The organism is Novosphingobium sp. FG137, from assembly GCF_057809735.1.
This window is the reverse complement of the sequence record NZ_JBMDKN010000001.1, coordinates 662,248-686,432: the sequence shown is the minus strand read 5'-3', so window position 1 is coordinate 686,432 and position 24,185 is coordinate 662,248. Positions and strand designations below refer to the sequence as shown.

Sequence of the window (24,185 nt, the reverse complement as noted above, 5' to 3'; positions counted from 1 at the left end):
ACGCTGAAACAGTGAGGGCACCTGCGTCGCAGGTGCCCTCGTGGTAGTGCATCAGAACTTGGCGCCGACTTCGATGCCGAACTGGCGCGGTGCCGCGCGGATCCGGTAGTCACTGCCGTAGCTGCCCTCGACGTTGATCGCGTTGGGGTAGTAGAGCTTGTTGGTCAGGTTCTTGACGTAACCGGCGATGGTGAAGTGCTGCGTCGTGTAGGAGATCCGGCCATTGATCAGCCAATACGGCGCCTGGCCTTCACCCAGCGGCCCCCTGCCCGAATTGACCGAGCTGCCCTGCAGCCCGACATAGTCGTACGAGCCGAACACGTCATAGTAGTACCTGCCCGTGTAGCTGGTATCAGCGTGGAACGTCAGCGTGCCGGCATCGGTCTTGTAGGCATCCCAGTCCAATCCGATGTTGCCCGAAACCTTGCTGGCGTAGGGGAACGGATTGCCGCCCACATCGATTTTGCCGCCGCCAGTCGAGATGCAGTTGCCAACCTGGGGCGGTGTGCCGCTGATCGGTGCCGTGGGGCAGGCGCCTTTGTCGAACTTGCTGTCGAGCACGCCGAGGCCGGCGTTAAAGCGGATACTGTCGGTGACAGCGAAGATGAGCTCGGCGTCGAGACCGGTCAGCTTCCCGTCGAGGTTGATCAGGAAGGTCACCGAGCTCGGATCGAGCAACTGCTGCTGCTGCGCCTTGTACTTGTAGTGGAACGCCGAAAGGTTGAACTGCAGGCGGTTGTCGAAGAAGCGGCTCTTGATACCCACTTCGAAAGCATCAACCTTTTCTGGCTGCACGAAGTAGACCTGAGCGGCATTCTGGAAAGCCAATCCGTTGTAGGTGCCCCCGCGATAGCCGCGGCTGTAGCTGGCATAGAGCAGCATGCTCTCGGTCGGCTTCCAGTCGATGATCGCACGACCTGTGAGGGCGTTCGAGCCATCGCGGCGGTTGAGCGGCTTGATGCTCTTGTCGAGCGCAGCGTTGTCACCAATGAAGTACTTCGAAAGCACGCCGCCGGGCGCATAGTCGGACACGGTGTAGAGGCGCGGCGCTCCGGTATCGTCGTAGAACGTGGTCAGCGCGTCGAGGTAGGCAAACTTGTCCTTGGTATAGCGCAGGCCAGCGGTGATCTTGACCGTGTCGGTCAGCTCGTAGCTGGCCTCGCCGTAGATCGCGTAGGACTTGCGCTCCTGGGTGTAGTTCTGCGTCGCCTTAAGCGCGGTCGCCATGCCGGCCTCGCGGCCGAGGCCAGCGGGGTTGAAGTAGGTCTTGGGGTTGCCGATCGCAGCGTTCACGTCGCTGAGGAAGCCGTAGAAATCAGGCGTGTTGTTGGTGACGATCTTGTCCCAGCCATAATAGACGCCCGCGATCGCCTTGAACCGGCCGCTCGAATAATCGAGGCGCAGATCCTGGTTGAAGCTGCGCGAGGTCGAGGCATAACCGATCGAGCACACGTTGTAGGGCGTGCCGTCGCAGTCGATGCGCGGCAGCAGGCCATTACGCGTGCGGTCGAAGCCGGTGATCGAGGTGAGGTTGACCTTGTCGCCCAGCTCGAACTTGGCGTTGAGTACGATACCGAAGGTCTTGGTCTCGGCCGTGCCGATCGAGTTGCCTTCGATCTGGCGGTCGGTCAGGCCGCGGCCCTTGGCGCTGTACGCGGGCGGCAGATATTTGGTGAGGTCCTGACCATTGCCGAACAACGTGCTTGCGAGCGGCGTGTAGAAGAAGCCGAACGCCGAATCTGCGAGGCTGATCGTGTCATTGGTCAGCGAGGGACCATGGTTCTGCGGTGAATCTTGCCCACCAACCGACTGAGCCACATAGGCCTTCAGGTTGAGATCGACCCGCTCGCTCGGCTTGAAGCGGATCTGCCCGCGAACTCCCCACGATTCATGGCCGCCTGGCGAAATACCGGCATTCTTGTCGCCGAAAGCAATGTTGTCGGGAACATTCGGATTAGACTTGATCAGGCCGACCGGCTGCACGTTGCGCACATAGGGGTCGGAATCGACGTAGCTGCCCGCGATGCGAATGCCGAGCTTGTCTTCGACCGGGGTCACTTCGATCGCACCCTGCGCGCTGATGCGGTTGAACGAACCATAGCCCAGCGTGACGGTCCCGTTCTGACCCTGCAGCTTGGGCTTGCGGGTGATAAAGTTGATCGCGCCGCCAGTCGTGTTGCGGCCATAGAGCGTGCCCTGAGGCCCGCGCACGACTTCCAGTTGCTCGAGATCGAACAACTGTTGGCCATGGCTCGCACGGAACGACTGATAGACTTCGTCGACGTAGATGCCGACCGGCGACGCGGCGTTGGAATTGTACTCGGTGCCGACGCCGATTCCACGCACGGTGAAGTTCGGCTGGGTTTCGCCGTAGGCCGAGCTGACCTGCAGGTTCGGGATCGAGTTGTTGAGGTCGGTCGTGGAGAACACGCCCTGCTTGGTAAGCTGGGCCGCATTCACGGCGGTGATAGCCACCGGCACGTTCTGAAGGTTTTCGCTACGCTTTGTGGCGGTCACGATGATCTCGCCAAGGCCTTCGCTGGGAGCAGCCTGCTCAGACTGGGGCGCAGCTTGCGCATGCGCAGTCGCGGCCAGCGACAGGACACTGGCCGAAACGAGCGCAGCGCGAAGGATGGTAGGTCTGGACATAGGCTAGTCTCCCCTTGGCGCGTGCAAGGCTTTCCTGCCTGCATCGAGTCGCCTTCCGTTTATCAACACCTTCGTAGATGAGGTAGGTCGCATTCGTCAACAGTGGTGTTAAAATTTTGGCTGAAACAGCCAAGACTAGCGGCGGCAGTCCGATACTATCCCTGTTTTTCCAGCAAAAAATGTTGAAAACTCGGGACTTCGCCTCTGAAATGAGCCACCCAGACCAAGCGCTGTCAGCCCCAGCAACGTCAAATCAACATATCTGTTGACTTTTACCTCGCTGTTGAGGACAGAGTTGTCAACGCCGCTCCGCTTATGGCGCGTGCAGGGAAATAACAGGCAGTGGCAGTAGCTGTGCAAGACACCGAACATCTCGATTGGCTGACCGAAGCGCTGGAGGCTGCAAATGTGCCGACTCTTGCCTGTCTGCTGGTCCAGCTGACGGGCGAACGGAGCTGGATCGAAGGCAAGTTCATCCCCACCCGCACGCGCGGGATGGACGACAACGACAGCGGCGGTCTGCCCGATGATGTGCAGCGCGAAATCCGCGATGCCGCCCACGCCGCGCTGACCCGGCATTTTGGCGGAGAGCTGGCTCCCCTGGTGAACCCGTCAGATTCGCTACTCGTCGAGATGATGAGCGTCTCGCTCGGCGAAACTGTCCCCGCAACATACGCCCCGATGATCCGCGCGGATCTCGATCTGCCAGCGGCTGACGGCAGAGAGACGGCACCTGCCCCGGTTCCGGAAGGTTTTCGCGCGCTGATCATTGGCGCGGGGATTTCGGGCCTGTGCGCCGCCATCCAGCTGGCGGAAGCGGGCATTCCGTATACGATCGTCGAGCGCCATGATCGACCCGGCGGCGTTTGGCTCGAGAACCGCTATCCGGGCGCAGCCTGTGACGTGCCGAGCCATCTCTATTCGTTCTCGTTCGCGCCCTACGACTGGTCGCGCTTCTTCGCCGGCAGCCGGGAGATCCACGGCTATCTCGAAAAGGTCGCAGCCGATCACGACATCACCCGGCACATCCGCTTCGGCGTTGAGGTGACCGAAGCGCGGTTTGACGAGGCTGCAGGCGAATGGACCGCCCTCGTCACCAACGAGACGGGCAAGAGCGAAACCTTGCGCGCGTCGATCCTGATCAGCGGCGTCGGCGCGTTCAACAAGCCCCGGCTGCCCGATATCCCAGGGCTCGAAACCTTCAAGGGCCCCAGCTTCCACACTGCCACTTATCCGGATGAAGGCGTGCCGATGGAAGGGCGCGATGTGGTGCTGATCGGCAACGGTGCGAGCGCGATGCAGGTTGCGCCCGCGATTGCGGACACCGTCGCGTCGCTGACAATCGTGCAGCGCACCCCGCAATGGGCCGCGCCCTTTCCGAAGTTCGGCAAGACCATCCCCGAACCGCTGCGCCGATTGCTTGATGCGGTTCCGCTGTACCGCCGCTGGTACCGCATTCGGCTCAGCTGGGCGTTCAACGACAAGCTCTACGAGGCGCTGCAACAGGATCCTGCGTGGGACGGCCATGGCCGTTCGATCAACCCGATCAACGATGCGCACCGCAAGGGGCTTGAGGCCTATATCACCTCGGAACTTGGCGGGGCGACGCATCTGCTGCCGCAAGTGCTGCCGGATTACCCGCCCTTCGGCAAGCGCATGCTCCTGGACAACGGCTGGTTCCGCACATTGGCGAAGGACAATGTCACGCTCGTCACCGGCTCGGTGGTCGAGGCCATGCCGGACGGGATCCGCACGCAGGATGACGCAGTTCACAAGGCGGATGTGCTGATCTGGGCGACGGGCTTTGACGTGGTCAACCTCTTGGCGCCGATGAAGGTCGTCGGGCTTGGTGGACGCGAACTGCACAAGGACTGGAAGGGCGACGATGCGCGCGCCTATCTCGGCACAGTCGTTCCCGGATACCCCAACTTCTTCTGCCTCTATGGGCCCAACACCCAGTTCGGGCACGGTGGCAGCCTGATCACCGTGCTCGAGCGGCAGATGCACTATGTGATGTCGCTCATTCAGCAGACTCTGGCTGCAGGCGCCACGCAAGTGGAAGTGCGCGAGGATGTCCACGACGCCTACAACGTGAAGGTCGATCAGACCCACGCCGGCATGGTGTGGACCTACCCCGGCGTCGAGACCTACTACAAGAATTCCAAAGGCCGGGTCGTCGTCAACAACCCGTTCCGGATCATCGACTTCTGGACCATGACCGAGACAGCGGATCTCGGCGAATACATCCTTGGGAGGCCTGCCCATGGATAGCCCAATGCACGGCCCCGTCGAGATCGAACAGCACGGCGCGGTCCTCGTCATCGCGATCAACCGCCCGCAGCAGCGCAACGCGGTGACGCATGCGGTGTCGCTCGCCATCGCTGGCGCGCTGGACCGGCTTGACGCCGACCTCGAATTGCGCGTGGGCGTGATCACCGGGCGTGGCAGCTCGTTCTGCGCAGGCATGGACCTCAAGGCCTTTGCCGATGGCGAGCGGCCCGAGCTCGAAGGCCGCGGTTTCGCGGGGATTACCGAAGCGCCGCCGAAAAAGCCTGTCATTGCCGCAGTAGAAGGCTTCGCTCTGGCAGGCGGCTGTGAACTGGCTCTGGCCTGCGATCTCATCGTCGCAGCTGAAACCGCCTGGTTTGGCCTCCCCGAAGTGGCGCGCGGCCTGGTCGCAGGCTCAGGCGGGCTGGTGCGGTTGCCGCGCCGCATTCCTGAGACGATCGCGCTGGAATATGCGCTGACCGGCGCACGCATGGACGCGGCGACAGCGCACCGCTGGGGCCTCGTCAACCGGATCACGCCCGAAGGCGGCGCGCTTGAAGGCGCACTTGCGCTCGCCGAGGCCATCACCGCCAACGCGCCGCTGAGCACGGCGATGACCAAGCGCATCATCCGCGAATCGCGCGAGTGGCCCGAGGCCGAAATCTGGGACCGCCAGCGCCCGCTCGTAGACAGCGTTCTTGCCTCTGACGACGCGAATGAAGGCGCACGCGCCTTTGCCGAAAAACGCCCTGCACAATGGACCGGACGATGAACGAAGCTTTGGCAAACCAGCAGATCGCCGTGGTCGGCGGCGGCACGATGGGCGTCGGTATCGTCTATGTCAGTGCCATGGCGGGGGCGCAGGTCACGGTCGTCGAGCCGGATGATGCGCGGGCGCTCGGGCTGCGGGACACGATCAGCAAGACGGCCGCCTCCGCCATCACGCGCGGCAAGCTTGATGCACCGGGTGCGGCAGCGCTTGAAAACCGGATCACGCGGATTGCGGCTGTGGACCTGTTGCAGGAGGGTCTCGATCTGGTGATCGAAACGGTCCCTGAACGGCTGGAGCTCAAGCTCGACATTCTGGCCCGGATTGCGCGCCGCGCGCCAAAGCTAATTGGTAGCAACACCAGCGCGATGTCGATCGACCGGCTGGCGCAGGCCTTGCCCGATCCCGGGATTTTCCTCGGCATGCACTTTTTCAATCCGGTCTGGTCGATCCATCTGGTCGAACTGGTCGAAGGCGCGAAAACCTTGCCGGAAACGCTGGAAGCCGCTCGCGCATATGTGACAGCTATTGGCAAGCAGTCGCTCACCGTGCGCGATGTGCCTGGTTTTGCCACAAGCCGGCTCGATCTGATCGCCAGCCTTGAGGCGATGCGCATGCTCGAATCGGGCGTCGCATCGGCCGAGGATATCGACCGGGCCGCGGTCGTTGCCTATCGTCACCCGGTGGGTCCGCTGCGCCTCAGCGATATCGTCGGCATCGACGTCCGGCTCGATATCGCGCGCACGCTGGAGGCCGCCCACGGCCCCCGTTTCGCCCCACCGCAAATCCTCATCGACATGGTCGCCGCAGGCAAACTCGGCGCCAAATCGGGCCAAGGCTTCTTCACCTGGCCGCAGTGAGCAAATTTCAAGTCTGGAGCTTTTCGAATGTCGTCTGATCTTTTCCAAACATCGCTCTGCGATACCGCCGACCACCACCGCGATCTGCGCGACAGTGTCAGCAAGCTCGTCGGTAAGTTTGGCCGGAAGTATTTCCAGGACGTGGTGAACAAGGGCGAGCAGCCTGAAGCGCTGTGGTCGGCGCTAGGCGAGGCAGGGTTCCTGGGTGTTCACGTCTCCGAGGCCTACGGCGGCGGTGGCGGCGGTCTGGCCGAACTCAACATCTGCATCGAGGAAACTGCAGCACACGGTTGCCCGATCCTCTCGATGGTCATCTCCTCGATCACCGCACCGATCATCGCGGCTTGCGGCAGCGACGCGATGAAGCAGGAATGGCTGCCCGGCATTGCCAGCGGCAAGCGCAAGATGTGCTTCGGCATTACAGAGCCGAACGCAGGCTCGAACACCCACAAGGTCACCACCCACGCGGTGCGCAAGGGCAATGGTTGGGTGATCAACGGCGCAAAGTACTGGACTTCGGATATCGATCAGTCGGACGCGGTCATGCTCGTGGCGCGCGACGGCGTGCCGGTGAACGACGGCTCGCGGCAGGGTCTGTCGCTGTTCGTGATACCCACCAGCACACCGGGCATTTCGATGACCCAGATCGATTCCGCACTGCGCACGTCTGAAAAGCAGTTCTCGGTTTTTTACGACAATGTCGAGGTGCCCGATGAAGCCCTGATCGGTGAGCCGGGTGCAGGCCTCAAGCAGGTGTTCTCCGGCCTCAACCCCGAGCGCATCGCCGCCGCCGCGATCAACAACGGCATCTCGCGCTTCGCGATCACGCAGGCCGCGCAATATGCCAAGGACCGATCGGTGTGGAACACACCGATCGGCGCCCATCAGGGCGTTGCCCACCCGCTGGCCGAAGCCTACATCAATGTGCAGGCCTCTCGCCTGCTCAATGCACGCGCCGCGCAGCTTTGCGATGGCGGGGAAGACGCGGCCGAGACCGCCAACATGGCCAAGTTCGCGGCGGCCGAATCCTCGCTCAAGGCGCTTGATCAGGCGATCCAGGTCCATGGTGGCAACGGGCTTTCGAACGAGTATGGTCTGTCCGACCTGTGGTTCATTGCGCGCCTGCACCGCACCGCGCCGGTGAGCCGCGAGATGATCCTGAACTACGTCTCAACCCACAGCCTGGGCCTGCCGAAGAGCTACTGATCCCTGTGGAAACCAACCTGCTCACCTTGCTGCGCCAGAATGCCGCGCTGACCCCGGATGCTCCGTGTCTGACTTTCGGCGACGAGACGCTGAGCTTTGGAGCGTTCGACACGCGGGCCAGCCGTGTGGCGCACGCGCTGGCGGCGCAGGGCGTGAAGGCTGGCGACCGGGTCGCGATCCTCGCGCGCAATGGGCCGGCGCAGTTCGAGCTGTTCTTCGGCTGCGCCAAGGCGGGTGCGATATGCCTGCCGATCAACTGGCGGCTCGCCCCGCGCGAGATTGCCGGTATTCTTGGCGACAGCACGCCCGCCTTGCTGATCGTCGAGGAAGAACTGCACGGCCTGCTGGCCGAAGCTCCTGCGCCCCCAGCCATGATCCTGCTGGCGGACTATCCCGCCTGGCGCGATGCCGGAAGCGCGGATGATCCGGGCACCCTGCCCACGCCAGACAGCCCGCTGCTGATCCTCTACACCTCAGGCACGACCGGCCTGCCCAAAGGCGTGGTGATGAGCCACCACAACCTCTCGTTTCTGGCGCGAATGGCGCGCGAGCTGTGGGATATGTCGGCCAGCAGCGTGAATCTGGTGGCCAGCCCGCTCTTCCATATCGGCGGGATCGGCTATGCCATGACTGCGATGAGCCAGGGCGGCCACACCGTGCTTATGCAGCAGGTCGTACCGGCCGAGATCGTCGCGGCGATCCAGGCCTACCGCGTCACCCACGGTTTCTTCGTGCCGACCGTGATCCAGATGCTGCTCGAAGTGCCGGGCGTGGCCGAGATGGACATGTCGAGCATCAACCGCATCGTCTATGGCGGCGCGCCGATTGGCGAAGCGGTGCTCAAGCGCGCGATCGCCGTGCTCGGCTGCGGCTTCATGAACACGTATGGCATGACCGAGACCGCCGGGACCGTGATCATGATGGCCCCCGAAGACCATGATCCGGGCGGCCCGCGCGCACACCGCCTGCGCGCCTGCGGCCTGCCGATGCCGTGGAACGAGTTCGCGCTGGTTGATCCGGCGACTAGCCAACCTGTTGCTGTCGGCGAAGTCGGCGAGATCCGCATCCGGTCCGAGGCGATCATGCTCGGCTACTGGAACAAGCCCGCGGAAACCGCGAAAGCGATCACCCCCGATGGCTGGATGTGTACCGGCGATGCTGCCTATCAGGACGCTGACGGCTACGTGTACATTCACGACCGCTTCAAGGACATGATCGTCTCCGGCGGGGAGAACATCTACCCTACCGAGATCGAGAACGTGCTCTATGATCATACGGCGATCGCCGCCGTCGCCGTGATCGGCGTGCCGCATGAGCGCTGGGGCGAAACCCCCAAGGCTTTTGTCGTCGCGCGGGCGGGCACTGGCCCGAGCGAAGCAGAGCTTATCGCGTTCACCCGCGCGCGGCTCGCGCACTACAAGTGCCCAACCGCCGTCGCCTTCGTGGCGGCGCTGCCGCAGAACGCCTCGGGCAAGATCCTCAAGAAAGAAATGCGCGATCCGCGCTGGTTGGAAGAACAAGCATGACCCTCAGCCCCTCCGCGCGCCTGCTGCGCGGCTTTGCCGTTGATTTTCTGACCTGCCACAATGTGGCGGCTGTCGAGACGATCATGGAGCCCGACTATGCGCTCAGCATCGGCGGTTTCCTGCTCGCTGGGCGCGACGACACCTATCTCCCAGCAACCGCCGCGCAGCTCGATCAGTTTCCCGGCCTCTGCGTAACGGTGCACGATACGGTGATCGGTCCCGACGCCATTGCGATGCGCTTTACCGAACACGGCGCGTCAAGCCGTCACGGCGGGCGGCTTTCCACCTGGGGCGGCGTCACGCTGTTTCGCATCCAGAATGGGCGGCTGCATCGCGGCTGGGCAGAGGAGGACTATTACGCACGCAAGCGCCAGCTCGCCGAAAGCACCTGCGACATGGTCCGCGCCCCGCATCCCGCCCCGTGGGACGCGCCTTGCGAAGCACCAGACGCAGCAGTGGAGGCGTTGGCTCAGGCTTGGCTGACGACCCCCGCAAATTGGGCCGACAGGACAGTGATCGACGAGATCAGCGCTGCAGGTCCGCGCTTTACCGAGCTGGTGGCCATCGACGCCATCGCCGTCGACCAGCTGTTTTCCGCCGGGCCGCGCGGCGCCTTCCACCTCACCTGCACCGGCACCTATCGCGGCGGGTTCGATGATATCGACACGGCGCAGATCGGCCAACCGGTCACGCTGGCACTGGCTGGCATCTTCGACTCCGAGGGAGACCAGATTGTGCATGTGCAAGTTACTGCGGACCGGCTCGGCCTCAACCGCGCGCTGATGCCGCCGCGATGAGCAAGGTCATCATCACCTGCGCCGTCACCGGCGGCGCGCACACCCCGACAATGTCGGACGCCCTGCCCTGCACGCCGTCCGACATCGCGGAGCAGTCGATCGCGGCGGCACAGGCGGGCGCGGCCATCTTGCACCTTCACGCGCGCAATCCCGCCAACGGCCAGCCCACCGGCGATCCGGCGATCTACGCGCAGTTCCTGTCGGTCATCAAACAGCAGACCGATGCCGTGGTGAATATCACCACTGGTGGTTCGGCGACGATGCCACTGGCAGAGCGGCTGAAGGCAGCGGTGCAGTTCAAGCCGGAGATGTGCTCGCTCAACATGGGCTCGATGAACTTCGCGTTCTTCGGCGCAGCGGCGCGCATCTCCGAATGGAAACACGATTGGGAAAAGCCCTATGTAACCGGTTCCGACGACTTCATCTTCCGGAACACCTTCCGCGATATCGCCACGATCCTCGAGGTGATGGGCGAGGCCGGCACCAAGTTCGAGCACGAGTGCTACGATGTCAGCCACCTCTACAACCTCGCCCATTTCGTTGATCGGGGCCTGGTGAAGCCGCCGTTCTTCATCCAGATGATCTTCGGCATCCTCGGCGGCATCGGCCCAGATCTCGAAAACCTGATGTTCATGAAATCGACGGCGGACCGCCTGTTCGGCCGCGACAATTTCCAGTGGTCGGTGCTTGCTGCCGGGCGGCACCAGATGCCGTTCCTGACACAAGCAGCATTGATGGGAGGCAATGTCCGCGTCGGGCTGGAGGACAGCCTGTTCATCGAACGCGGCGTGCTCGCCGCCTCGAACGCGCAGCAGGTGGAAAAGATAGTGCGGATCATCCGCGAAATGGGCCATGAACCGGCCACGCCCACCGAAGCCCGCGCGATGCTGGGCCTCAAGGGCGGCGACAGGGTGGAGTTTTAGAGCATGGCGCGCACGATTGTGGACTTGTCGATCTATCTCGAGAACGATGTGATCTCCGATCCGCCGCCGTATCAGCCGAAGATCAGCTACATAGACCACAAGACTTCGGTCCCCGATCTGATCGGCTTCTTCCCCGGACTGAAGCCCGGTGACCTGCCCGATGGCGAGGCATGGGCGATCGAGAAGATCGAGCTCATCACGCACAACGGTACGCATCTCGATGCGCCCTACCACTTCGCCTCGACGATGAATCGGGGCGAGCGCGCTATCACGATCGACGAAGTGCCGCTCGACTGGTGCTTTCAGCCCGGCGTGAAGCTCGATTTCACCGCCCTGCCGGATGGCTATGTCGTCACTGCAGCTGATGTCGAGGCAGAACTGGCGCGCATCGGCCACACACTCTCGCCGCTCGAAATCGTCGTCGTCAACACAGCGGCGGGCAAGCGGTATGGGCAGGATGACTACGTCACAGCCGGTTGCGGCATGGGCTACGACGCCACGATGTACCTGCTAGAGCGAGGCGTGCGGCTGACCGGCACCGATGGCTGGAGCTGGGACGCGCCTTTCGTCCACACGCGTGAGGCCTATGAGGCGACAGGCAATGCCGCCCTGATCTGGGAAGGCCACAAGGCGGGCCGCGATATCGGCTACTGCCACCTCGAAAAGCTGCACAATCTGGAAGTTCTGCCCGCCACCGGCTTCACCATCGCGTGCTTCCCAATGAAGATCCGCGCGGCTTCAGCGGGGTGGACCCGCGCGGTGGCGATCTTCGAGGATTAGGTCAGACAATCTTTTCCGTGAGGGCGAACATTACCGGCGCCGTTGCGCGCACCGATGGCCGATCGCGGTGGAACGCCTCGAACCGCGCTAGGTTGGGGTAGAGGTCGTGCCATGGCGCCATATCCGGCGCATAGGCCTGCCAAAGCGGGATCATGCCCGTCTCGATCACGATGTCCTGATTGCCGAGCAGCGCGATTACCGCGATGTCCGCCAGCCCGAAGCGGTCGCCGACCACATACTCGCGTGTCCCCACACGGCGGTTGAGTTCAGTCAGCCCGCCCTTGACCTTGCGCAGCTGCCGCTGCGCCCATTCAGCGCTCGGCTGGGGCCGCTGCATTTCCCAGAACAGCAGCACGGTTGCATCGAGCACCCCTTCGGCGATCACCTGCACCTGCTTGGCCTCCAGCGCCGCCTCGGGCGCATCGGGGAGCATCGGCGGCGTGGGATAGCGCCACTCGATCCAGTCCATGATGTGTGAGGATTCGAACACAGGGTCCGCTTCGTCGGGGATCAGGACCGGCAGCTGCTCCAGCGGGTTGTAGCGCGACGTCTGGGTATCGGCGTGCCAAGGTATCTCGTTCTGCAAGGTGAAGGGCACGCCCTTCTCCATGAGGGCGATGCGCACCTTGCGCGCAAACGGGCTCGGTGTGGCGCTGATCAGGATCATCTTGGGCTCCTCAGTTCATCCAGTGTCCACCGGTGACGTTGATCGCCTGTCCGGTCATGTAGGCGGCTCGGTCCGAAGCCAGAAAGGCGACGAGTTCGGCAATTTCATCAGGCTTTCCGGCGCGGCGCAGCGGAATCGCCTGAACCCGCGTGGCCACATCGGGCAGGCCCTGCGCGCGGTTCATTTCCTCTGCCTCTGCGCGCATTTCGGTATCGACGATGATGCCCGGGCACACTGCGTTGATGCGAATGCCCGAACTGCCGAATTCGCCTGCAAGGCTCTGCGTCAGGTTGATGATCGCCGCTTTGGTAGCGCCATAGGCAGCGTGGTTAGGCACGCCCTTCTTGCCGGTCCACGAAGAGACATTGACGATAGCCCCGCTCTTGCGCGCCACCATGGCGGGCAGCACCGCCTGCGAAAAATGAAACACGCCGTCGAGATTGATCGCGAATATGCGCCGCCAATCCTCCTCCGTCACGTCAAGGAAAGCAGCCGTGCGCAGGACTCCGGCGTTGTTCACCAGAACGTCGATCTGGCCCAGTTCACTGATGATTGCCTCGACTCCGCGAACCACCTCAACGCGGCTCGCAACATTGCCAGATGCTACCACTGCCCGCCGGCCAAGCGCGTTGATCGCCTCCGCCGTCGCGCTGGCTCCCGCAGCATTCAGATCGAACAGGCCCACATCGGCACCGCCCATCGCAAGCCGCAGCGCAACGGCCCGGCCGATGCCCGCACCCGCGCCGGTCACCAGCGCAACCTTGTTTGTCAGATCATCCATAGCCGACACCTTACCAGTGGGTATTGATTAAACCCAGCGGGTTTTCTATGTTTCAACATATGTGTTGATTCGAGCTCGTGTCGAGCGCAAAAATGCGGCTCGACAAGTGCCAGACCAAATGATTGAGGGGATTTCCGTCGATGTCCGAGCCTGTCAGCGTCCCGATCAAGACAGACTACGATGCTGTCGTCGTGGGTGCGGGCTTTGCCGGGCTCTACATGATCCACAAGCTGCGCAGCCTCGGCCTGTCGGTGCTCGCATTCGAGGCAGGCAGCGGCGTTGGCGGCACGTGGTTCTGGAACCGCTACCCCGGCGCGCGCTGCGATGTGTACAGCCTCGAATACTCCTATTCGTTCGACGAGGCGCTGCAGCGCGAATGGGTCTGGACCGAGCGCTACCCCGCACAGGCCGAGATCCTGCGCTATATCGAGCATGTGGCCGACCGGTTCGATCTGCGCCGCGACATCCGCTTCAACACACGTGTTGCTGCAGCGCACTACGACGAGCCCCAGAACCTCTGGCGCATCGAAACCGAAACCGGCGAGGCCGTCACTGCGCGGTTCTGCATCATGGCATCTGGCGCGCTCTCAGCGCCGCGCAAGCCTGACTTTGCGGGCCTCGATGACTTTGCCGGCACTTGGTATCACACCGGTCACTGGCCGCACGAGCCGGTCGATTTCGCGGGCCAGACCGTGGCCGTGATCGGCACCGGCTCATCGGGCATCCAGGTCACGCCAATGATTGCGCAAGCGGCTGACCACCTTGTCGTCTTCCAGCGCACCCCCAACTTCAGCATCCCGGCTTGGAACCACCCGCTCCAGGATGATGTGCAGGACGCGTGGAAGCGCGATGCAGCGCAGCTTAGGGCGAAGGCCAAGGCCACCAAATCCGGCGCACTCTATGAGTACAGCCAGCGCGGCGCATTCGAGGTGAGCGACGAAGAGCGCCAGCGCGAATTCGACGCGCGCTGGGCCCGTGGCGGCGCAAATTTCACCCATGCCTTCAACGACCTGTTCAAGGACAAGGCAGCCAACGATCTCGCGGCGGACTATGTACGCGGCAAGATCCGGGAAATCGTCAAAGACCCGGCCGTCGCGGCCAGGCTCACGCCCACCGACCATGCCATCGGCACCAAACGCATTTGTGTCGACACAGACTACTACGCGACCTTCAACCGCGAGAGTGTCACGCTGGTCGATGCACGCGAAACCCCGATCACCCAAATTACGCCGACCGGTATCGAAACCTCCGGCGGCCACTACGCGGTGGACTGTATCGTCTTTGCCACTGGGTATGACGCGGTGACCGGCGCGCTCACCCGCATCGACATTCGCGGGCGCGGCGGCGTCTCACTTGCCGAAAAATGGCAAGACGGCCCGAAGACCTATCTCGGCCTGATGGTCGCGGGCTTCCCCAACCTCTTCACGATCACCGGCCCGGGCAGCCCCTCGATCCTGACCAATGTCGTCATGGCGATCGAGCAACATGTCGACTGGGTCGGCGATTGCCTCGCTGATATGGCAAACCGCGATGTCACCGTGATCGAGGCCGAACCCAAGGCCGAAGAGGATTGGGTGAACCACGTGCGCGAGGTGGCCGAGGCGACGCTGCATGTGCAGGCGAACAGCTGGTACATGGGCGCGAACATCCCCGGAAAGCCGCGCGTGATGCTGCCCTATGTCGGCGGGCTTGGAGTCTATACCGGCATCTGCAACGAAATCGCGGCCGATGGCTATCGCGGCTTTGTGATAGGGAGCGGATACTGACATGCAACCGCCGATCAGCCGAACCTTCCCCGAACTGCTGCGCGCGCTCGCAGCGACTGAGCCGGAACGGTGCGCGGTCATTGATGGCGACGTGCCGGTCACCTACGCTGGGCTGGCGCAGCGTGCCCGCCTGATCACGAACGCGCTCAGGGCCGCGGGCGTCCAGCGCGGCGAACGGATCGGCGTGCTTCTGTCGAACCGGATCGAATGGCTCGAGATTTTTTTGGGTGCGAGCGCGGCGGGCGCTGTCGTCGTGCCAATCAGCACGTGGTCCAAGCCCGCCGAGCTTGCATTCATTCTGGGCGACGCTCACATTTCGGCGCTGTTCGCCATGCCGTCGTCGGGCAAGGAAGACTTCTTCGCTGCGCTGCAAACGCTGGTGCCGGAAGCTTTCGAGCACAACAAATGGGCCAGCGCGGGCCTGCCCCATCTCCGCCAACTGATTGCGGTTGCCCCAAATGCACCGGGCCCGGGCTGGCGCACCTATGAAGCTTTCTGCGCCGCCGCCCCCGATGCCGCCCCCGATGCTGCGCCCGGCGAGGGGCCGAACCCGGCGGATGACGCGCTGATTCTCTACACCTCAGGCTCAACCAGCAAGCCCAAGGCTGTCCGCCTCGCCCATGGCGCAGTGATCGAGAATGGTTTCAACATCGGCGAACGGATGGGCCTCGGGCGCGATGACCGGGTGTTTGTCTCGGCACCGTTGTTCTGGGCCTATGGCTCGGCCAACGCGCTTCCTGCCGCCATGAGCCACGGCGCTGCGATCATTCTGCAAGAGCGGTTTGAACCGGGCGAAGCGCTCGCGCTGATCGAGCAGCACCGCTGCACCGCGATCTACACTCTGCCGACAATGACCGCCGCCCTCGTTGCACACCCTGATTTTGCCACAGCCCGCACCGCCAGCCTCAGAACCGGGCTCACCATCGGCAGCCCGCAAGATGTGATCGCGGCGGCAACGCAGCTGGGCGCAGCGCATATCTGCAACATCTACGGTTCGAGCGAGACCTGCGGCAATTGCTGCGTCACGCCGTGGGATTGGCCGCTGGAACGCCGCGCGGCTTGCCAGGGCCCGCCGCTCCCCGGGGTCAGCTTGCGATTCATCGACGCCGAAACCGGCGTGGAAGCGGATACCGGCCAGCCTGGCCTCATCGAGGTGACCGGTTATCTGATGTCGGGCTACGGCGGGCAAAGCATCGCGCACAACGTTGCCGCCTTCACCGCAGACGGCTGGTATCGCACTGGCGACCTGGGCCAGCTAACCGATACCGGAGACCTGATCTTCCTTGGCCGCGCCACGGAAATGATCAAGCGCGCCGGGATCAATGTCTCGCCCGCCGAAGTCGAGGACGTGTTGCTGCAACACACGGCGGTGGCGCAAGCCGCGGTGGTCGGCGCGCCCGATCCCGCGCGCGGTGAGATCATCGTGGCTTTCGTGGTCGCGGCCCAGCCCGCAACCGAAGCCGAACTCATCGCGCACGCCCGCGGGCTTTCCTCGACCTACAAAGTGCCCGACCGGATCGTGTTCCGCAACGATCTTCCCGCCACGTCCACAGGCAAACTCCAGCGCCAGCCGCTCAAGGCGGAAGCCGCAGCCCTCACCGCAAAGGATAGAACCCATGTCGCGTGATGCTTGGGGCCGCTGGGGCGAAAGTGACGAGATCGGTGCGCTCAATCTCGTCGGCACGCGCGAAGTGCTCGCGGCTACGGGCCTTGTCCGGCAGGGCCGGGTCGTCAGCCTCGCGCAGCCGCTGTCTAAGAAAACTCCGGTGCCCAGCAACCGCACGGGCCTCCTCCATTTCATGGACCGCGACGGCGGGGACTATGCAGCCGGCGCGCGTGTCGCCAACGGCTTCCAGTTTGCCGACGACAGCGTGGTCATGCCGCTCCACATCGGCACGCACATTGATGCGCTGTGCCACGTGTGGACCGAGGACCAGCTCTACAACGGGCACCCCGGTTCAGGGACCAACAGCACCCATGGCGCAAAGAAATGCGGCGTGGAGAAGCTGCCGCCCATCGTCACGCGCGGGCTGCTGCTCGATGTGGCCGCGCTGCATGATGCGCCCCTACCCTTTGGTTATTCGATCGGGGTGGAGGAGTTGAGGGTCGCTGCCAGCCGCGCCGGCGTGGAACCCGCTAGCGGTGATGCTGTGCTCATCCGCACCGGATGGCAGGAAAACCAGGCGGGCAAAGCGGCGCACACCGTCGATTTCAACGAGGAACCGGGCATCGACGTCGAGGCCGCGCTCTGGCTGGCCGAAGCCAGCGTCGCGCTCGTTGGCGCCGACAACTATGCGATCGAGGCAATGCCCTTTCCCGCAGGCACGACCTTCCCTGTTCACCAGCGCCTGATCCGCGACTACGGCATCCCGCTGCTGGAGGGGCTTGTGTTGCAGGACTTCGCCGCGCTTGGCGTGCCGGAGTTCCTGTTCGTAGCCGCGCCGCTGCCTATCGTCGGCGGTACCGGCAGCCCGATCACCCCGCTGGCGATCTATTGATCCCTATGGCGACGGACGCTCACGAGACGGACACTACGGCACGGCTGGTGGCCGATGGGCTGGCGCAACTGGTGCGCCATGCGATCCCTTCGGCGCGCGATATCCAATTCACCGGGCTCACCCGCTCGGCGGGCGGCCTCAGCCGCGAGAACTGGTCTTTCGACGCGACCTGGAACGATGACTGCGGCTCCCACATGCACCGCCTCATGCTGATGCGCGATGCCAGCGGCACCCTGCTCAAGACCGAGCGCCGCCGCGAGTTCGATGTGTTGAGGGCGCTCGAAGGCAGCGCGGTGGTGGCACCGGCGGTGTTCTGGATGGACCCTGACGGACAGTTCCTCGGCGCACCTTCGCTCATCATGGAGCGTGTTTCAGGCCACTGCGACTACATGGTGCTGAATGGCGCGCGGCCACTGGAAGAGCGGCTGGAACTCGCCCACACCTTCCTGCGGCTGCTGACCGATATTCAGGCCATCGACTGGCAGGCGCGCGGCCTCGGTTCCAGCCTCGGCGTGCCTGCAGGCTCGCCGTCCCAGATCGCGCTAGGCGAGTGGGAGGCGGAATATCGCCGCGTCCAGCTCGAAGCCCATCCGGAGCTCGACTATGTGCTGGCGTGGATGCGCCGCACGGCCCCGCAAGCGCACGAAATCGTGCTCGTCCATGGCGATTTCAAACCGGGCAACGCGCTGATCGAGAGCACGCGAATCACCGCCAAGCTCGATTGGGAAACCGCGCATTTGGGCGATCCGCTCGAAGACCTCGGCTGGATCACCAATCCCGTGCGGCGACGCGAGCACCAGATCCCCGGTCACTGGGAACGCGCGCACATCGTCGAGGCCTTCACCCGCCTGACCAGCCGCGCCGTGGACGACACCGCTCTCACATGGTGGAACGTGTTTTCGTGCTGGAAGCTCGCGGTGATCCAACTGACCGCGGTGAACGAGTTCGTCTCGGGCCGGTACAACCGCGTGTTCCAGACCCCTTCGTGGCTCTTCCGGCCCATGTTGCAGATGATGGAGCGCGCGGCATGAGGCCTTCAGTCGAGGAGCAGCTGCTAGGCACCTGCCGCATTCTGGAAACCGTGGTCGCGCCCGCTGTCGCAGAACCCTTTGCGCGCACGATACTCGACAACCTCATCGCGAACTTACGCATGGTGACCGAGGCGCTGCCCGCCGTGCCGGGCTTCCTGCGCTGGGACAACGCGGCGACACTGAGCCTGCTGCAAGACATGCGCAGCGCATTGCCGTCCGGGCTCGCCGCCAACATAGACGCCGCGCTGGAAACCGCTGAACATGATATGCTCGACAGCGCCGCGCAGACTGCGCGTAACGACCAGCTGCGCGCCCTGCTTGCCGAAGCCGCCTGCAGCCCGGACCTGTCGCCTGATCTGCACCGCGCCATTCAGGATCACATGATCGCCCGCGCCTCACGCGTACCCATGCGCTACGTGCCGACCGCCACTCCTTCTTCAACGAGATCATAACCCCATGCTTACCGCGCTTGACGATACGCTGTGGCACCAGTTGCCGACCACATTCGACCACGTCTGGACCAGCGACCCCCGGTTCTTTGATCGCTACTGGTTCGCGATCTATTCGGGCGACGGGCGCGTCGCGATCCAGATCACGATGGGTGCCTATCGCAACATGAACGTGCTCGATGCCGGGGCGGTGATGATCGTCGATGGCAAGCAGTACAACCTGCGTGTCTCGCGCTCGCTCAACGGGAGCGTGGAGACCGTCTGCGGCCCGATCCGCATCACGCCCATAGAGGCGCTGCAGACGCTCGATATCGTGATCGAGCCCAGCGAAGGCGTGCTTCACGGCCGCATCCGCTGGGACGGTGTGGAGCCCGCGCACGAGGAGCATCCCCACTACACCCGCTTGCAAAGCCGCACAGTCGAGGATTATCGCCGCTTCGACCAGATCGGCGTCGCCAGCGGCTATCTCGAAGTCGAAGGTCGGCGCATCGAGATCGACAAATGGTGGTCGTGCCGCGATCACTCGTGGGGCGTACGGCGCGGCATGGGCGTGCCTGAACCGGTCACGGGCCCCAAGCTGCCACTTTCCGAGAAGGGCCATGTCATGTCCTTCCTGTTCTTCTCCACCACTGCAATGAGCGGCAGCCTGCTGTTCTCCGGACGCGGCGATGATACGCCCTACACCACCGGCGTGATTACATTGCGCGAAACCGAAACGGCGCACGATGTGACCCATATCGCGCTCGCAGTGGATCTCCACGAAGGGACCCGCCGCTTCCGCCGCGCCGTCGTGGTCGCCCAGCTGGAGGGCGCTGGCGAACTGCGGCTGGAGCTAGATGCGCAAGGCGCCTCAATCGCAATGCAGGGCCTTGGCTATAGCGGCGGCTTCAACGACGGGCGCGGGCTCGGCGCATGGCGTGGTGAGACCTGCCTTGAAACCGATGTGTGGGATGTGTCGCACCCCGCCAAGGTGATTTACCCCGATGGCACAGAGAAGGTCCACTGGCACCGCATCCAGCCTGTCTCCATCAAGGCAAGCCTGAACGGGGAAGCCAGCACGGGCACGGGCAGCATGACACTGACCATCGCCGGACAGCTGCCCGCGCATTTGCAAGTCCAGTCTGCTTCCAGCTAGATCACAGGAGGCCCGCTTGTCCGAATCCGTGCTTGCCGATGTGCTGCGCCCGGGCGACCGCGTGGTCGTGGGCCAGGCAACAAGCGAGCCGGTCGGGCTAGTGGAAGACTTGTTTGCAGCGGCAGCGCAGATTGATAGCCTGACGGCGTTCTGCGGTTTTTCGCTCAATCCAGCGTGGAAGGGGGCGGTGCCGGACGCGCTGCGGATCACCACCTATTGCGGGCTCGGTTCGATGGGGGCGCTCACCCGCCATGGCCGGGCCAAGGTCATCCCTTTTGCCATGTCGCAATTGAGCGCCGCGCTCGCCGCGCGAACCTTGCCGGCGGATGTGGTGCTGCTGCAGGTCTCCCCTGCCGATGCCGATGGCTATCACAGCCTTGGCTTTGCCGCCGATTATGTCTGGGAAGCGGCACATTTGGCGCGGGTCGTGGTGGCAGAGGTCAATGCGCGCGTTCCGATCACCCGCAGCCCCTGCCGCCTGCATCGCAGCCAGATCGTCATCGCGCGCGAGAGCAATACGCCACTCCCGGAAGCTCCGCCCGAGCCGCCTGGCGAGGTGCAGACCCACGTGGCTCGCGAAGTGGCAAAGCTGGTGCCTGACGGTGCGACCCTTCAGATCGGCATCGGTAAGCTTTCCAACGCGATCGCGCATGCGCTGCAGGACCGGCGTGGCCTCAAGATCCGCTCGGGCATGGTCGGCGACTGGTTCCCCGCGCTGGTGGATGCAGGGGCGATCGATACAGCCTCCCCCGATGCATGCCTCGCCTCGCTGGCTCTGGGTAGCGGCGCGCTTTACGATTGGCTGGGCCGAAGCGATCGACTTGGTTTCGCCTTGCCAGAGCAACTCGTTGTCCCCATCCGCGGTTCACCCTTCATGGCCATCAATTCCGGCATCGAGGTGGACTTGCGCGGTCAGGTCAATGCCGAGTTTCTGGGGGACCGCTATGTCGGGGCTTCCAGCGGCCAGCCGGACTATTTTCGCGCGGCGCGGCGTTCGGCCGGTGGCCTCGCGATCCTCGCCCTGCCCTCGGTCAACGAGAGCGGTGACGTGAGCCGCATCGTTTCCCGCATTGCCAGCGCGTACGTTACCTCCGCACAGAGCGATGTGGACGTGATCGTCACAGAAAACGGCGCGGCCGATATCCGCGCTACCGATTTCGACGAACGCCGCAGCCGTATCGCAGCCATCGCCGATCCGCGCCTGCGCGACGGTCTGGTTCTTTAAGCGGGCTGGTCCTTTAGGCGGGTCTCTACTGCCCCACTGGCACACCCGCCATGGCCAGGATCAGGCTCGAAACCTCATCCGCGAGAGCTTCCAGCGAAAGGCGGCCATCGGGGCGGTACCAGACATAGGCCCAGCTCACGAGCCCGCCGATCGACAGCGCCGCGACATAGGGATCGTTCAGATGAAATTCGCCCGCATCCACCCCTGCTTGCAGCAGTGCGACCAGTTTCCGGTCAAAATCGCGCCGGAGCACACTGAGCCGCTCGAAATCGGCAGGCTCAAGGCTCTTTTCCTCACGCGTGAGGATGGCGATGTAGCGCTGGTTGCCGAGCACCGCCGTCAGGAAACCGCGCGAGAGCATCCTGAGCTTATCGGTAGGAGAGACTTCGGCCGCGAGTGCGGCCTCCATCGCCACCAGTGAAGCGCTAACCCCGCGCGTGCAGATATCGGCGAGCAGTTCGGCCTTTGATTTGAAATGGTTGTAGATGAACGGCTTGGTGACGCCCATGGTCTCGGCGACGGCTTCGAGCGTGGTCTTCTCGTAACCGCGATCGTAAAACAGCTGTGCCGCCGCCTCGACCGTGCGCTCGCGCTTCAGCGCTGTCACTTCATCCCGGATCGTCGCGAATTCAGCCATCTCAGACCGGTCGCTTAACGCCATTGGCGGCATAGTCCAGAGCCAGCCGCCCCCGATAGCGGCGCGGATCGAGTTCCAGCCCATAGCGCGGGCTATCGGGGAACTGGCTTTGCGCCCAGGCGCGCTCGGTCTCGATCGCGGCGAGCATGGCGCTCTCGCTTGGCCGCCGGATCGCACCGGACGCCATGGCGGCGATATAGGCGGCCTGATCGTCCATCATCCGGATATTGCTGCCGCCGGTCACATCGAAGTAGCCGATGAAGAACAGCCCCGGCACGCTGGGATGCGCCACGCGGTTATAAAGCACGACGTGAGTCGTCGCGTCCTCGACCGGCGAGATCGCCGCAGGCAGGAACGGGATGGCGGTGGTGTAGCCGGTCGCAGCAATGATCGCGTCGAACCTGTCTTCGCTGCCATCGCTGAACTGGACCGTTGTGCCGTTTACTGCCTTGATCCCCGGCTTCACCGTGATCCGGCCCCATGCAATCTGGGAGATCAGCGTGGGATGGCTGATCGGGTGCGTGCGCGTTTTGGGTGTGCGAAAGCCCCACTGCTCCATCCGGCCATGGAACATCCGCGTCAGCGTGGTCCGGATCCACACCCGCAACTGCCAGGGCAGGAAGGGCCGCTCAAGCTTCAGCAAAGTGCGGGAATTGGGCACGCCAAACATCATGCGCGGCATGATCAGCACCGGCGAACGGGCGGAAAGCACCGTATGCTCGGTCACCGTGCAGATATCGGCGGCAATATCGACACCGCTATTGCCCGGACCAATCACCAGCACACGCTTGTCGGCATAGGGATCGGGCACCCGGTAGGCATGGGCATGCACATAGTGCCCGGTATAGCCCTCGATCTGCGGGGGGTGGCGCGGCACGCTCTGGTGCCCGCTGGCGACGACCACACCGTCGAAAGTCTCGGCGGTCCCGTCCTCCAGTTCGATGCGGAAGCTGCCGCCGACCGGCGTGATCTGCTTTACGCGCGCCTTGAAGCGGATGCGGCGCGTCAGATCGAAATGATCGGCATAGCGCGCGAAGTAGCGACTCATCTCCGCATGATCGGGGTAGAGCGGGGCATCGTCCGGAAACGGAAAGTCGGCGAGGTTGCTGACTTTCGCTTCGGAATTGATGTGTAGCGACCTGTAGGCCGGGCTCATCCCGCTGTCGTTGTTGTAGACCCAAAGTCCGCCGACCTGCGATCCGGCTTCAAACAGGGTCACCTCGATGCCCTGCCCAGTCAGATAGCGCGCGGCACAGAGCCCGCCCGCGCCCGCACCGACAATGGCGAAATGGCGGCTCATGCCAGCGTCTTCAGCCATTCGCCCGCTGCTGCCATGGCTTCGTCCGCGCGGGTCAGCGAGCCGGCCATGCCCATGAAGCCGTGGTTCATGTCGTCATAGTGCACCAGCGTGGTGTCCACCCCCGCAGCAATCAGCCGATCCGCAAAGGCTTTGCCTTCATCGCGCAGGAGATCGTATTCGGCGGTGATGACATAAGCGGGCGGCAGATCGCTGAGGTCGGGTACGCGCAACGGCGAGGCATGCGGATGCCCCCGGTCGTCCGGGTTGGTGATATAGAGATCCCAGCCCCAGCGCATGGCCTTGGCGGTAAGCCCGCAGTCTTCGCCCCGCTCGATGTACGAGGCGGGCAGAGTGTCGGGATAGTCGGTGACCGGGTAGATCAGAAACTGTGCGACAATCGCGGGGCCGCCCGCATCGCGCGCGCGCAATGCCGTCACGATCGCCATCGTCGCGCCCGCGCTGTCGCCTGCCACGACCAGTCGCGCCGGATTACCGCCGAAGCTGGCGGCATTTGCAGCTACCCACTGGGTGGCAGCGAAGCTGTCGTCGGGTCCGGCAGGGAACGGGGCTTCGGGCGCTAGGCCATAGTCGACCGAGACCACGACCGCGCCCGATTGCAGGCACAGATGGCGGCACAGCACATCATGCGTGTCGATACTGCAGATCACGAAGGCGCTGCCATGGAAGTAGGTGATAACGGCGTGGCCTTCATCCATGTCGGGCCGATAGATGCGCACACGAATCTCGCCGCGCGGGCCGGGGATCATCCGGTCTTCCACATGCGCCACATCCGGGCGCGGCGCCTTGGCGATCAGCGCCTCGTAATTGGCGCGCAGCACGGCGGGTGCGACGCTTTCCATCGGCGGCAGGCCGGCAGAGGCATCGACGATTGCCTGAAGCTGGGGATGCAAGGCCATG

The 24,185-nt window shown here is 63.8% G+C and carries 21 protein-coding genes; 15 read left to right on the top strand and 6 right to left on the bottom strand.

Annotation, left to right across the window (positions count from 1 at the left end; all coding sequences use genetic code 11):
• Window positions 1–51: 51 nt before the first annotated feature.
• Window positions 52–2,649, bottom strand: coding sequence for a TonB-dependent receptor (locus tag ACODS2_RS03105; protein WP_488997522.1), 2,598 nt, complete (start codon window positions 2,647–2,649; stop codon window positions 52–54).
• Between the two features lie 342 nt (window positions 2,650–2,991).
• On the opposite strand from ACODS2_RS03105, the gene ACODS2_RS03100 reads away from it, so the two are divergent.
• From ACODS2_RS03100 to ACODS2_RS03065, 8 genes are read left to right on the top strand one after another with little or no spacing between them, the layout of a single operon-like run.
• A complete protein-coding gene (locus tag ACODS2_RS03100; protein WP_488997521.1) occupies window positions 2,992–4,920 on the top strand; it encodes a flavin-containing monooxygenase in 1,929 nt (642 codons plus the stop codon).
• Window positions 4,913–5,689 (top strand): crotonase/enoyl-CoA hydratase family protein, encoded by a 777-nt coding sequence (locus tag ACODS2_RS03095; RefSeq protein WP_298165148.1) that lies wholly within the window; start codon window positions 4,913–4,915, stop codon window positions 5,687–5,689. Before ACODS2_RS03100 ends, ACODS2_RS03095 begins: the two co-directional genes overlap by 8 nt.
• On the top strand, window positions 5,686–6,546 hold the full coding sequence (locus ACODS2_RS03090) for a 3-hydroxyacyl-CoA dehydrogenase family protein (RefSeq protein WP_298165150.1): 861 nt from the start codon (window positions 5,686–5,688) through the stop codon (window positions 6,544–6,546). Before ACODS2_RS03095 ends, ACODS2_RS03090 begins: the two co-directional genes overlap by 4 nt.
• Before the next feature lie 27 nt (window positions 6,547–6,573).
• Window positions 6,574–7,752 carry an acyl-CoA dehydrogenase family protein gene (locus ACODS2_RS03085; protein ID WP_298165152.1) on the top strand — a complete coding sequence of 393 codons (1,179 nt, stop codon included), beginning with the start codon at window positions 6,574–6,576 and terminating at the stop codon, window positions 7,750–7,752.
• Between the two features lie 5 nt (window positions 7,753–7,757).
• Window positions 7,758–9,278 carry a long-chain-fatty-acid--CoA ligase gene (locus ACODS2_RS03080; protein ID WP_298165154.1) on the top strand — a complete coding sequence of 507 codons (1,521 nt, stop codon included), beginning with the start codon at window positions 7,758–7,760 and terminating at the stop codon, window positions 9,276–9,278.
• Window positions 9,275–10,075, top strand: coding sequence for an ester cyclase (locus tag ACODS2_RS03075; protein ID WP_298165156.1), 801 nt, complete (start codon window positions 9,275–9,277; stop codon window positions 10,073–10,075). Before ACODS2_RS03080 ends, ACODS2_RS03075 begins: the two co-directional genes overlap by 4 nt.
• Window positions 10,072–10,998 (top strand): 3,5-dioxohexanoate:acetyl-CoA acetone transferase, encoded by a 927-nt coding sequence (gene kce / locus ACODS2_RS03070; protein WP_488997520.1) that lies wholly within the window; start codon window positions 10,072–10,074, stop codon window positions 10,996–10,998. Before ACODS2_RS03075 ends, kce begins: the two co-directional genes overlap by 4 nt.
• Before the next feature lie 3 nt (window positions 10,999–11,001).
• A complete protein-coding gene (locus ACODS2_RS03065; RefSeq protein WP_298165160.1) occupies window positions 11,002–11,778 on the top strand; it encodes a cyclase family protein in 777 nt (258 codons plus the stop codon).
• 1 nt (window position 11,779) lies between these two features.
• Here ACODS2_RS03065 and ACODS2_RS03060 read toward each other — a convergent pair whose 3' ends face one another.
• Window positions 11,780–12,445 (bottom strand): glutathione S-transferase family protein, encoded by a 666-nt coding sequence (locus ACODS2_RS03060; RefSeq protein WP_488997519.1) that lies wholly within the window; start codon window positions 12,443–12,445, stop codon window positions 11,780–11,782.
• 10 nt (window positions 12,446–12,455) lie between these two features.
• Entirely contained in the window at window positions 12,456–13,226 is a 771-nt protein-coding gene (locus ACODS2_RS03055) for an SDR family NAD(P)-dependent oxidoreductase (RefSeq protein ID WP_298165163.1), read from the bottom strand.
• 140 nt (window positions 13,227–13,366) lie between these two features.
• On the opposite strand from ACODS2_RS03055, the gene ACODS2_RS03050 reads away from it, so the two are divergent.
• The 7 genes from ACODS2_RS03050 to ACODS2_RS03020 are packed head-to-tail and all read left to right on the top strand — an operon-like array spanning window position 13,367 to window position 21,330.
• Window positions 13,367–14,992 (top strand): flavin-containing monooxygenase, encoded by a 1,626-nt coding sequence (locus ACODS2_RS03050; protein ID WP_298165165.1) that lies wholly within the window; start codon window positions 13,367–13,369, stop codon window positions 14,990–14,992.
• Between the two features lies 1 nt (window position 14,993).
• Window positions 14,994–16,619, top strand: coding sequence for a class I adenylate-forming enzyme family protein (locus ACODS2_RS03045; protein ID WP_488997518.1), 1,626 nt, complete (start codon window positions 14,994–14,996; stop codon window positions 16,617–16,619).
• Window positions 16,609–17,490 (top strand): cyclase family protein, encoded by an 882-nt coding sequence (locus ACODS2_RS03040; RefSeq protein ID WP_298165169.1) that lies wholly within the window; start codon window positions 16,609–16,611, stop codon window positions 17,488–17,490. The genes ACODS2_RS03045 and ACODS2_RS03040 overlap by 11 nt, the downstream gene beginning before the upstream one ends.
• 5 nt (window positions 17,491–17,495) lie before the next feature.
• The gene (locus tag ACODS2_RS03035; protein WP_298165171.1) at window positions 17,496–18,521 is read left to right on the top strand and encodes a phosphotransferase family protein; all 1,026 of its coding nucleotides are present in this window, start codon (window positions 17,496–17,498) and stop codon (window positions 18,519–18,521) included.
• Window positions 18,518–18,973, top strand: a complete 456-nt coding sequence (locus tag ACODS2_RS03030) for a hypothetical protein (protein ID WP_488997517.1) — start codon at window positions 18,518–18,520, stop codon at window positions 18,971–18,973. The genes ACODS2_RS03035 and ACODS2_RS03030 overlap by 4 nt, the downstream gene beginning before the upstream one ends.
• 4 nt (window positions 18,974–18,977) lie before the next feature.
• The gene (locus ACODS2_RS03025; protein ID WP_488997516.1) at window positions 18,978–20,105 is read left to right on the top strand and encodes an Rv3169 family protein; all 1,128 of its coding nucleotides are present in this window, start codon (window positions 18,978–18,980) and stop codon (window positions 20,103–20,105) included.
• Window positions 20,106–20,121: 16 nt separating this feature from the next.
• Window positions 20,122–21,330 carry an acetyl-CoA hydrolase/transferase C-terminal domain-containing protein gene (locus ACODS2_RS03020; protein WP_488997515.1) on the top strand — a complete coding sequence of 403 codons (1,209 nt, stop codon included), beginning with the start codon at window positions 20,122–20,124 and terminating at the stop codon, window positions 21,328–21,330.
• A gap of 25 nt (window positions 21,331–21,355) precedes the next feature.
• Here ACODS2_RS03020 and ACODS2_RS03015 read toward each other — a convergent pair whose 3' ends face one another.
• From ACODS2_RS03015 to ACODS2_RS03005, 3 genes are read right to left on the bottom strand one after another with little or no spacing between them, the layout of a single operon-like run.
• Complete coding sequence (locus ACODS2_RS03015; protein WP_488997514.1) at window positions 21,356–21,967, bottom strand: TetR-type transcription factor C-terminal domain-containing protein; 612 nt, start codon at window positions 21,965–21,967, stop codon at window positions 21,356–21,358.
• Between the two features lies 1 nt (window position 21,968).
• Window positions 21,969–23,285, bottom strand: coding sequence for a flavin-containing monooxygenase (locus ACODS2_RS03010; RefSeq protein WP_488997513.1), 1,317 nt, complete (start codon window positions 23,283–23,285; stop codon window positions 21,969–21,971).
• Window positions 23,264–24,184: an alpha/beta hydrolase gene (locus tag ACODS2_RS03005; RefSeq protein WP_488997512.1), complete on the bottom strand. Its 921-nt coding sequence runs from the start codon at window positions 24,182–24,184 to the stop codon at window positions 23,264–23,266. Before ACODS2_RS03005 ends, ACODS2_RS03010 begins: the two co-directional genes overlap by 22 nt.
• Window position 24,185 lies beyond the last annotated feature (1 nt).